Genomic DNA, 9503 nt, shown 5'->3' on the forward strand with positions numbered 1-9503 from the left:
CATGGCAGAGAACACCATCAAGTGGGACAAGGATGCCGACGGCATCGTCACCCTGACGCTGGACGATCCGACCGGTTCGGCCAACGTGATGAACGAGCACTACAAGGAATCCATGCACAACGCCGTGGAAAAGCTTGTAGCAGAGAAGGATTCGATCACCGGTGTGGTGATCGCCAGCGCGAAGAAGACCTTCTTCGCCGGCGGTGACCTCAAGGGCATGATGAACGTGGGCCCCGACAACGCGGCCGAGTCGTTCGCCGAGGTCGAGTTCATCAAGGCCGACCTGCGCAAGCTGGAGACCCTCGGCAAGCCGGTCGTGGCCGCGATCAACGGCGCGGCGCTGGGTGGCGGCCTGGAGATCGCCCTCGCCTGTCATCACCGCATCGCCGCCGACACCAAGGGTGTCGTCATCGGTCTGCCCGAGGTGACCTTGGGCCTGCTTCCCGGCGGTGGCGGCGTCGCGCGCACCGTGCGCATGTTCGGCATCCAGAAGGCCTTCATGGAGGTGCTCTCGCAGGGCACCCGCTTCAAGCCGGGCAAGGCCAAGGAGATCGGCCTGGTCGACCAATTGGTCGGCAGTGTGGACGAACTCATCCCCGCCGCCAAGGCGTGGATCAAGGCGAATCCGGAAGCCCACACCCAGCCCTGGGATCAGAAGGGCTACAAGATGCCCGGCGGTACGCCGTCGCATCCGGCCCTGGCCGCAATCCTCCCGTCGTTCCCGGCACTGCTGAAGAAGCAGCTCAAGGGCGCCCCGATGCCGGCCCCGCGCGCCATCCTGGACGCCGCTGTTGAGGGCGCGCAGGTCGACTTCGACACCGCCACCCGCATCGAGAGCCGCTACTTCGTCACGCTGGTGACGGGTCAGACCGCGAAGAACATGATCCAGGCGTTCTTCCTGGACCTGCAGCACATCAACGGCGGCGGCTCGCGCCCCGACGGCATCGAGCCGCAGAAGATCAACAAGATCGGTGTTCTCGGCGCAGGCATGATGGGTGCCGGTATCGCCTACGTCTCGGCCAAAGCCGGATATGACGTTGTGCTGAAGGATGTTTCGCTGGAGGCGGCCGAGAAGGGCAAGGGCTACTCCGAGAAGCTGGAAGCCAAGGCGCTGGAGCGCGGTCGCACCACGCAGGAGAAGTCCGACGCGCTGCTGGCCCGGATCACACCGACCGCCGATGCCGCCGACCTCAAGGGTGTCGACTTCGTCATCGAGGCCGTCTTCGAGTCGGTCGAGCTGAAGCACAAGGTGTTCCAGGAGATCGAGGACATCGTCGAGCCCAATGCGGTGCTCGGCTCGAACACCTCGACGCTGCCCATCACCGGTCTCGCGGCCGGGGTCAAGCGCCAGGAAGACTTCATCGGAATCCACTTCTTCTCGCCGGTCGACAAGATGCCGCTGGTGGAGATCATCAAGGGCGAGAAGACTTCTGACGAGGCGCTGGCCCGGGTGTTCGACTACACGCTGGCCATCGGCAAGACCCCGATCGTGGTCAACGACAGCCGCGGCTTCTTCACCAGCCGTGTCATCGGCACCTTTGTCAACGAGGCGCTGGCGATGCTCGGCGAGGGTGTGGCCCCGGCCAGTATCGAGCAGGCGGGTTCGCAGGCCGGCTACCCGGCGCCGCCGTTGCAGCTGTCCGACGAGCTCAACCTGGAGCTCATGCAGAAGATCGCGATCGCCACCCGCAAGGCGACCGAGGACGAGGGCGGCACCTACACGCCGCATCCCGCCGAGGCTGTCGTCAACAAGATGATCGAGATCGGCCGTCCGTCGCGTCTGAAGGGCGCCGGCTTCTACGAATACGTCGACGGCAAGCGCGTGGGCCTTTGGGACGGGCTCGCCGACACATTCAAGGGCGGCAGCGGCGACATCCCGTTGCAGGACATGATCGACCGCATGCTGTTCGCCGAGGCTCTGGAGACCCAGAAGTGCCTCGACGAGGGCGTGTTGACCTCGACCGCCGATGCGAACATCGGCTCGATCATGGGCATCGGCTTCCCGCCCTATACCGGTGGTAGCGCGCAGTTCATCGTCGGCTACCAGGGTGCCGGCGGCGTCGGCAAGGCCGCCTTCGTGGCCCGTGCCAAGGAACTCGCCGCCAAGTACGGTGATCGCTTCAACCCGCCCGCGTCGCTGGAGGGCTGAGTTTCACACTGAGTCCCCCGGAGCCGCAACGGCTTCGGGGGACTCGTCATATTCGGGGAGCGGCATGGTGTCGTAGAGGCGAACACCCCTGTCGTTGAGCCGCGCGATCGCCTGCGTCACACTCAGCGGCAGCACCGTTATCGCTCGGCCGATTCCGACGAGTGCTCTGACTCCCCAGCGGCTTCCGGGAACGATCGTCGTGGCGTTCGCCCGCGCCAGTTTGCGGCTGCCGAGCACCGACGGCGTCATGATCTTTTCGTAGGTGGCGAAGGCCGTCGCATGATCACCAGCGGCTCGGGCCATCTCACCCGCGAGAACATATGCGCCGTAGACGGCCAGGCTGGTGCTGCCCCCGACAGCCGGCCCCGGGCAGTAACCCGCATCGCCGACCAGTGTCACGCGTCCGCGCGACCACGTCGCCATCTCCAGCTGGGTGATGGCGTCGAAATAGAACGTGGGTGTGCGCTCCAGTTCTGCCAGCCAGTGGTCGACTTCGGTGGAGACACCCGCAAAAGCGTTGCGCAGCTCGACTTTCTGACGGTCGACGGCGCGGTGGTCGTAGTCGATCGGTGACCGGGGACGGAAGATGAACACTGCCCGAGCATCGACGAGGTGGTCGGCGGTGTACACCATCGCGACGCGGTCGGGTTCGAAGTAGCCTGTCATTTCACCCGTGTGAGCCAGCGCTTTCGGAACCGACACGACGGAGAGGTAGCCGCCCAGGAATTGTTCGGGCACGTCGCCGAACACGAGTTGCCGAACCCCGGAGTGCAGGCCGTCGGCGCCCACCACGACGTCGAACCGTTCGCAGGGTGCCTGGGCAAACGTCACGGTGCCGTCGTCGGCGATGTCGGTGATCCGATCGCAGAACCGGAAGTCGACGTCGTCTCGGCAGGCGGTGTAATAGACCTCGCTGAGGTCGTCTCGCATGATCTCGACGTGGCGATCGGACATCGTCTTCTCAAGCTTCAGGTAATCGATCCGTGCAGGGCGCGCAGCCCACGGACGATGCGCCATCAGCACAGCGGTTCCTGTGGCGAGGTGCTCGATCTGCGGGAGTACGCCCATCCGCTCGGAGACTTCCACCGCGGGCCGGAACAGGTCGATGGCGTGGCCGCCGGTCTTGCGGAGGGCCGGGGCACGTTCGACGACGGTGACGTCGGCACCGTAGCGGGCGAGCCAGTAGGCCAACACCGGGCCGGCGATGCTCGCACCCTGGATCAGAACTTTCATGATCTGTCCTTACTTAACGGTCGGTAAACACACTGAGCGTAGCTTACCTACCGTTAAGTCGGCTAGGGTGGCAACGTGACGCGACCGGCACCGCAGACCCGGGAGTCCATTCAGGACGTGGCCCGTGATCTGTTCGCACAGAAAGGCGTCCAGCGAACCAGCCTGCAGGACATCGCCGATCGATTGGGTATCACCAAGCCGGCGCTGTACTACCACTTCAAGTCCCGCGACGACCTGGTGCGGAGCATCATTCAGCCCCTCATCGACGATGGCGAACGCTTCGTCCACGATCAGGAACTCAGGCCCGAGAGTGAGCGCGCCACACCACGCGAGCTACTTGAGGGCTATTTCGATTTCCACTACCGGCACCGTGCGGATCTCGTGCTGATCGTCGCGGAACTGACCACCGTCGCCGATCTGGGGCTGATCGACGCGATGCTGGGGTGGCGGGATCGGTTGGGCCGACTGGTCTTCGGCCGAAATCCGACGCTGGCGCAGTCGACTCGCGCTGTCATCGCCTTCGGTGGCCTCCAGGATTGCGTGCTTCAGTTCCCGGACGCCCCTCATGGCGCGTTGCGGGAGGAGACTGTCGACGGCGCGATGGCCGCCCTGGGGATCTGACCTCTGCTCAGTGGGCGGATCTCCGTGCGATCGAAGTGTTGGACGGTGAAATGCCATGAGCGACGCCATTGGCGGCATGGATTCCCGCCGCGAAGTCGCTCATGTGTGCAAACAGTCTGCGGCTGAACACGATTCGTCGCAGCTGCTCTTGTAAAGTGCGTCGTTGGTAGAACATGCTTCCATGCTGCCGATGGACGGCGGGCGTCAACAGTGGCCCTAGGGCCGCTGTTCGTTAAGATAGTGCCATGCATTCTGTCGCGATCCTTGCCTACGACGGCATGTCGGGCTTCGAGTCCGGGCTGGCGGCGGAGATCTTCGGGATGACCGAGCTGTCGGAAAGGTTCTCCGCCGGGATCGTCCGCCCCTGGTATTCGGTCAAATTGTGTTCCGAAGAAGCCGAAGTGCGCCTTCTCGGCGGTGCGACCGTGCGAACGTCGTACGGACTCGACGATCTCGCTGCCGCCGACACCGTCGTCATCCCCAGCATTCGTGACGTCAGCGAGCCGGCCTCACCGGAACTCGTGGAGGCGATCAAAGCCGCCGATGCCCGCGGCGCCAGGCTGGTCTCGATCTGTTCGGGCGCGTTCGCGTTGGCGGCAGCGGGCGTGCTCCACGGCCGGACCGCCACCACCCACTGGATCTACACCGACCAGCTTCAAAAGGCCTATCCCGACATCAACATCGACCCGGCGCCGCTGTACGTCGACAACGGCCGCGTGCTCACGAGTGCCGGTTGCGCTGCGGGGCTGGACCTCTGCCTGCACATCGTGCGTTCCGACTACGGGGTGCGGGTCGCCAACGACGTCGCCCGCCGGCTGGTCATCTCGCCGCATCGAGGTGGGGGTCAGGCCCAGTACATCGAGACGCCGGTTCCGGAGCCTGCCACAGACGGGCGTATCGCCTCGGGGATGGCCTGGGCGCTCGCGAATCTCGACCGGCCCATCGCCTTGGATGAGCTTGCAGCCCAAGCGATGATGTCGCGCCGCAGCTTTCTGCGGCAGTTCGCGAAAGCCACCGGCACCACGCCGATCAAGTGGCTCACCGAACAACGCATCCAGGCCAGTCTCGAGCTGCTCGAATCGTCGGACTTCTCGATCGAACAGATCGCGACCCGCGTCGGGTTCGAGTCACCGGCGACGTATCGCCATCACTTCGTGCGGCAGATGCACACCACTCCGAGCGACTACCGCAGCGCGTTCACCGGTTAGCCGCGAGCTTCGCGGACGCGTCGACGACGGACTGCGCGGGTGCATGGGCGCCGAACACGCCTCCTGCATTGTGATCATGTGGAGTGCGGCAACGTCGCACCGGTCGGTCCGTCACAATGGCGGAGTGACCGAAAGGCTTACCGCAAGCATCGCGGCAGCGCTGAACAGCTACGGCGACCGCCCCTGCATTGAGTTCCGCGGGCGCTGGTACACCGGCGACGAGGTTTCGGCGTACGGCGGCGCGATCGCAGCGAGGTTGCGTGAGGCGGGTGTGGCCGACGACGCACCGGTCGGACTGATCGTCCGTAACCGGCTGCAGCACGCCGCGACCATCGCTGGGTTCCTGGCCGTCGGCCGTACGGTGTCGATGATCTATTCGTTCCAATCGCCGGAGGCGATTGCCCGTGACGTCGAGCGGCTCAACCTCTCCGCGGTGGTGGCCGATGCGGAGGACTGGACATCGCCGGTCGTGGCCGCGGCCGCGGGAATCGGCAGCGCGGGGATTGCCGTCTCGCTCACCGAACCGATCGTCGACCACGTCGCGGGATTGGAGCGACGGGACTCGTCGAAGACCCACGCCCCCGCCGAACCCGGTGTGGCGCTGCAGATCCTGACGAGCGGCACCACGGGACCGCCGAAGCGACAGGCGATCAGGATCCACGTATTGGAACGCACGGTGTTCAGCGTGACCGCGGGGGAGAAGGCGGCCGCCGACGCACCACCTGAGTTCGCGTACTGGCAGTTCGGCGGTATCGGGGTGTGCCAATTGATCGCCGGCATCTACAACGGGCGACGGATCGCCATGATGGAGCGCTTCAGCGTGGAGGGCTGGGTAGACGCGGTGAAGCGTCATCGTGTTGCCCGCGCGGGAGTGCAACCCGCCGTGATTCGGATGCTTCTGGATGCCGACGTGCCCCCTGCCGACCTCGCATCGCTGGAATTTCTGATCAGCGCTTCGGGACCGCTGGATCCCGAGACGCGCGATGAATTCGAAGAGCGATACGGCATTCCGATCCGGCTGGCTTACGGTGCCACCGAGTTCGCGGGCTCTTTGTGCGCGTGGACTCCGGACATGTTGCGTGACTTCGGCGAGACGAAGCGCAACAGTGTGGGGCGTCCTCTGCCGGACACGGAGCTGAGAATCATCGACGCCGAGACCGAAGCGGTGTTGCCGCCGGGAAAACAGGGACTGCTCGAAGCCAAAGTCGCTCCGATCGGTGCGCACTGGATCCGCACCACCGATATCGCAAGCATCGACGACGACGGGTTCGTCACACTGCACGGGCGCGCCGACGGCGCTATCAACCGCGGAGGGTTCAAGGTGCAGCCTGAGGCGGTCAGGCGAGTGCTGATGTCGCACCCTGCGGTGCGCGACGCCTGCGTCGTCGGGGTACCCGACCCCAGGCTGGGCCAGGTGCCGTTCGCGGCGATCGAAATCTTTCCAGGTGCCGCAATGCCGTCCGACGACGAACTCAAAGACGTGGTGCGTCAAGCACTTCCCGTCTACAACGTGCCGGTCGCCTTCGCTGCGGTCGACGAACTGCCGCGCAACCCGGCGCTCAAAGTGAGCCTGCCGGCGGTGGCGGCACTCTACGACGGATAGCTACACGGAGCCGAGGTCGGCGGACAGCCAGTGCGCCGTCTTGACGAACACGGCCACACTTTCGCCGTGCTCGCGCCGGGCGAACTCGAGGTAGCCGTCCACGCTCTCGGGAGGCAGGTAGCGCTTCGTCATCTCGACGAGTTGCTCATCGGTGCCCGGTTCGATGCGTAGCACGGGTCCGTCGACGGCGACGTAGCGCACGGTGGGCTCCAGACGCTCGGCCATGATCGACACGAAACCGCTCGCCTCGATCAACTGGTGCTTGCGCGAACCGCGGCCGGTGTTGAACCACAGGTCGCCGCCGGGTGTGTACTGGTACCAGATCGGCACGGTCAGCGGGCCTCGATTGTCTCCGTTCGACACCGACAGCGCGCCGATGTGCGGCTCGGCCAGGAACTGCTCGCGTTCTTCCTTGGAAAGGGCCATGACTTTTACGCTACTGATCACGGGTGACAACTCGACGACACGTCCCGCGGACACCGACGTCCACCTAGAGTCGGAACCATGCGCTTTGGACTTTTCATTCCGCAGGGCTGGCGACTCGACCTCGTCGGAATCGAACCAACCGATCAATGGCGGGTGATGAGTGATCTCGCCACGTACGTCGACCGGGGGGACGCCTGGGATTCGCTGTGGGTGTACGACCACTTCCACACGGTGCCTGTCCCCACCGGCGAAGCCACCCACGAAGCATGGTCGTTGATGGCTGCCTTCGCCGCGACGACGTCGCGGATCAAGCTCGGGCAGATGTGTACGGCGATGAGCTACCGCAACCCCGCATACCTCGCGAAAGTCGCTGCGACCTCTGATGTCATCTCCGGTGGGCGGATCCAGATGGGTATCGGTGGCGGATGGTACGAGCACGAGTGGCGCGCCTACGGTTACGGCTTCCCGTCGGCGGGGGTGCGTCTGGCGCGACTTGACGAGGGCGTGCAGATCATGCGCGACGCATGGCGCGACGGCGTCGTCACCTTTGACGGAAAGCACTACCAGGTCGACGGTGCCATCGTGGCACCGCGACCGCTTCAGAAGGGTGGCATCCCGTTGTGGATCGCCGGAGGCGGCGAGAAGGTCACGCTGCGGATCGCGGCACAGTATGCGCAGTACACGAACTTCACGTCGGAACCAGAGGGGTTCGAGCACAAGTCGCAGGTGTTGGCCGACCACTGTCGGGACCTCGGCACGGATTTCGGCGCGATCGTCCGGTCGGCGAACATCAACGCAGTGGTCGCCACCACCGAGGGTGAGGTCAAGGACCGGCTGGCCGCGGTGCGCTCGCGAATCAGCGGGCTGACCGGTGAGGCCGCCGCAGATGCCATGCTCAACTCGATGAGCACCCCGCAGGCCGGAAGTGGCACCCCTGAACAACTCGTGGAAGCGCTGCAGAGGCTCAGGGGTCTGGGCTGCGAATACGCGATCTGTTACTTCCCGGAAGCAGCTTACGACCGTTCGGGAATCGAATTGTTCGAGCGGGAGGTCATCCCCGCACTGGCGTGAGAAGCGTTGAGCGTCAGGACCTGTGGCTCAGCACATTGATGACGTTCCCGGTGCCGTCGGCGAAGAAGAACCGGCGCACGCCCCAGTCCTCGTCACCGAGCGGATGGATGATCTTCAGCCCCGCCTGAACCGCGGCGTCGTACGCGGCGTCGACATCGTCGACTTCGACAGACACAGCGGGATTGACGGGCGCGGTCGCGTCGCGGGTCATAAGGCTGAGTTGGTGGCGGTGATCTTGACCGGACAGGGTGGCAATCCAGCCGTGATTCATCACGACGTCGAGACCGAGTACCGCCCGATACCCTTCGACAGCTGCGTCGAGATCATCGACGGTCACGACCGGCATCACGCGCTTCACGCTCATGCGCCGACGATACGTCGGCCCGAGCCGAACTACCCAGCGCAGTTACAGCGACCATTCGTCACGGGCACCTATGCGCCCTGTGACCCGCGCGGCCGAGGGGTTCGAAGCGATCAAACACCTTCGTTGCCGGGGCTTGCTCACCGGCAGTGGGCGGCGATCAGCAGTAATTGCTTCTAATGTTAATTTGCCACCGCCCCGTCGACAGTCGTTTGACGTGCGGAATTCAAGCAACAAACCGTTGGGAAATGTTGCTATCTAGTTGCTTTAACAAAGATATCTGGTAATTACGCTAACGGAGTCACGTTATTGCCCTTAAGCTCACACTGCTGGGCGCACGCTTGACGCAACGGCGTGCGTCCAGCAAACCAACTTTTGTCGACGATCGAAGCGCACCAGCGGTACTGGCTCGGACCGGAGTGCGATCGCCTCAATGTCCCACGGGCACAAGCCTTTCGGGTGTCGGGGCGGGGGATCGCCCGTCGCCGGGTGACCGTCCCTGGCGGGCGTGGGGCAAATAATGACGCGGACGTTCAGCTTTCGGCTGCCCGGCGAGGCAATCTGGGCGGTGACTCGGCAGCCAATGCGTGCGGATGGGCTTCGCGCGGCCGCCAATGGTATCGCACGGCCCACGGCCTGAATGGTTACAGCAACCCATCGCTGTCGTCGCCCGAGTTGTGTGACGGGCGCGAGATGCCGGTTGCGTCGCCTGCCCTCAGGGCGGCTGCGGTGGCGGCCCAAGGCTTCGCCGGGACGGTTAAACAGGTTTGCGCGCGCTCGCCCGACTATCCGCAAAACGACGAATTTACCTTTGCGCAAATTGGCTTCTGA

Annotated in this window: 9 protein-coding genes; 6 read left to right on the top strand and 3 right to left on the bottom strand. The window is 64.6% G+C overall.

Annotated features, from left to right (window positions below):
- Position 1: 1 nt before the first annotated feature.
- Positions 2-2149 carry a 3-hydroxyacyl-CoA dehydrogenase NAD-binding domain-containing protein gene (locus ACAG24_RS04920; protein ID WP_370471531.1) on the top strand — a complete coding sequence of 716 codons (2148 nt, stop codon included), beginning with the start codon at positions 2-4 and terminating at the stop codon, positions 2147-2149.
- A gap of 3 nt (positions 2150-2152) precedes the next feature.
- Here ACAG24_RS04920 and ACAG24_RS04925 read toward each other — a convergent pair whose 3' ends face one another.
- Positions 2153-3382 carry an FAD-dependent monooxygenase gene (locus ACAG24_RS04925; protein ID WP_370471532.1) on the bottom strand — a complete coding sequence of 410 codons (1230 nt, stop codon included), beginning with the start codon at positions 3380-3382 and terminating at the stop codon, positions 2153-2155.
- Between the two features lie 75 nt (positions 3383-3457).
- Here ACAG24_RS04925 and ACAG24_RS04930 point away from each other — a divergent pair, with 75 nt between their 5' ends.
- The 3 genes from ACAG24_RS04930 (at position 3458) to ACAG24_RS04940 (ending at position 6814) form a co-directional block, all read left to right on the top strand.
- On the top strand, positions 3458-4003 hold the full coding sequence (locus ACAG24_RS04930; protein WP_370471533.1) for a TetR/AcrR family transcriptional regulator: 546 nt from the start codon (positions 3458-3460) through the stop codon (positions 4001-4003).
- A 245-nt stretch (positions 4004-4248) separates the two neighbouring features.
- Positions 4249-5211, top strand: a complete 963-nt coding sequence (locus tag ACAG24_RS04935) for a helix-turn-helix domain-containing protein (protein WP_370471534.1) — start codon at positions 4249-4251, stop codon at positions 5209-5211.
- A gap of 76 nt (positions 5212-5287) precedes the next feature.
- Complete coding sequence (locus tag ACAG24_RS04940; RefSeq protein ID WP_370471795.1) at positions 5288-6814, top strand: class I adenylate-forming enzyme family protein; 1527 nt, start codon at positions 5288-5290, stop codon at positions 6812-6814.
- On the opposite strand, the gene ACAG24_RS04945 is transcribed toward ACAG24_RS04940, so the two are convergent.
- Positions 6815-7240: a pyridoxamine 5'-phosphate oxidase family protein gene (locus ACAG24_RS04945; RefSeq protein ID WP_370471535.1), complete on the bottom strand. Its 426-nt coding sequence runs from the start codon at positions 7238-7240 to the stop codon at positions 6815-6817.
- 78 nt (positions 7241-7318) lie between these two features.
- Between ACAG24_RS04945 and ACAG24_RS04950 the strand changes: the two genes are divergently transcribed.
- On the top strand, positions 7319-8311 hold the full coding sequence (locus ACAG24_RS04950) for an LLM class F420-dependent oxidoreductase (RefSeq protein WP_370471536.1): 993 nt from the start codon (positions 7319-7321) through the stop codon (positions 8309-8311).
- Between the two features lie 13 nt (positions 8312-8324).
- Here ACAG24_RS04950 and ACAG24_RS04955 read toward each other — a convergent pair whose 3' ends face one another.
- Positions 8325-8675, bottom strand: coding sequence for a VOC family protein (locus ACAG24_RS04955; protein WP_370471537.1), 351 nt, complete (start codon positions 8673-8675; stop codon positions 8325-8327).
- 486 nt (positions 8676-9161) lie between these two features.
- On the opposite strand from ACAG24_RS04955, the gene ACAG24_RS04960 reads away from it, so the two are divergent.
- On the top strand, positions 9162-9503 hold the full coding sequence (locus ACAG24_RS04960) for a hypothetical protein (protein WP_370471538.1): 342 nt from the start codon (positions 9162-9164) through the stop codon (positions 9501-9503).

This window comes from Mycobacterium bulgaricum (assembly GCF_041287165.2).
Classification (GTDB): Bacteria; Actinomycetota; Actinomycetes; order Mycobacteriales; family Mycobacteriaceae; genus Mycobacterium; species Mycobacterium bulgaricum.

What these genes read in the sequence shown, in the direction of transcription:
- ACAG24_RS04920 (WP_370471531.1), top strand. Translation starts at nt 2, where the DNA reads ATGGCAGAGAACACCATCAAGTGGGACAAGGATGCCGACGGCATCGTC.
- ACAG24_RS04925 (WP_370471532.1), bottom strand. Translation starts at nt 3,382, where the DNA reads ATGAAAGTTCTGATCCAGGGTGCGAGCATCGCCGGCCCGGTGTTGGCC.
- ACAG24_RS04935 (WP_370471534.1), top strand. Translation starts at nt 4,249, where the DNA reads ATGCATTCTGTCGCGATCCTTGCCTACGACGGCATGTCGGGCTTCGAG.
- ACAG24_RS04940 (WP_370471795.1), top strand. Translation starts at nt 5,288, where the DNA reads ATGTGGAGTGCGGCAACGTCGCACCGGTCGGTCCGTCACAATGGCGGA.
- ACAG24_RS04945 (WP_370471535.1), bottom strand. Translation starts at nt 7,240, where the DNA reads ATGGCCCTTTCCAAGGAAGAACGCGAGCAGTTCCTGGCCGAGCCGCAC.
- ACAG24_RS04950 (WP_370471536.1), top strand. Translation starts at nt 7,319, where the DNA reads ATGCGCTTTGGACTTTTCATTCCGCAGGGCTGGCGACTCGACCTCGTC.
- ACAG24_RS04955 (WP_370471537.1), bottom strand. Translation starts at nt 8,675, where the DNA reads ATGAGCGTGAAGCGCGTGATGCCGGTCGTGACCGTCGATGATCTCGAC.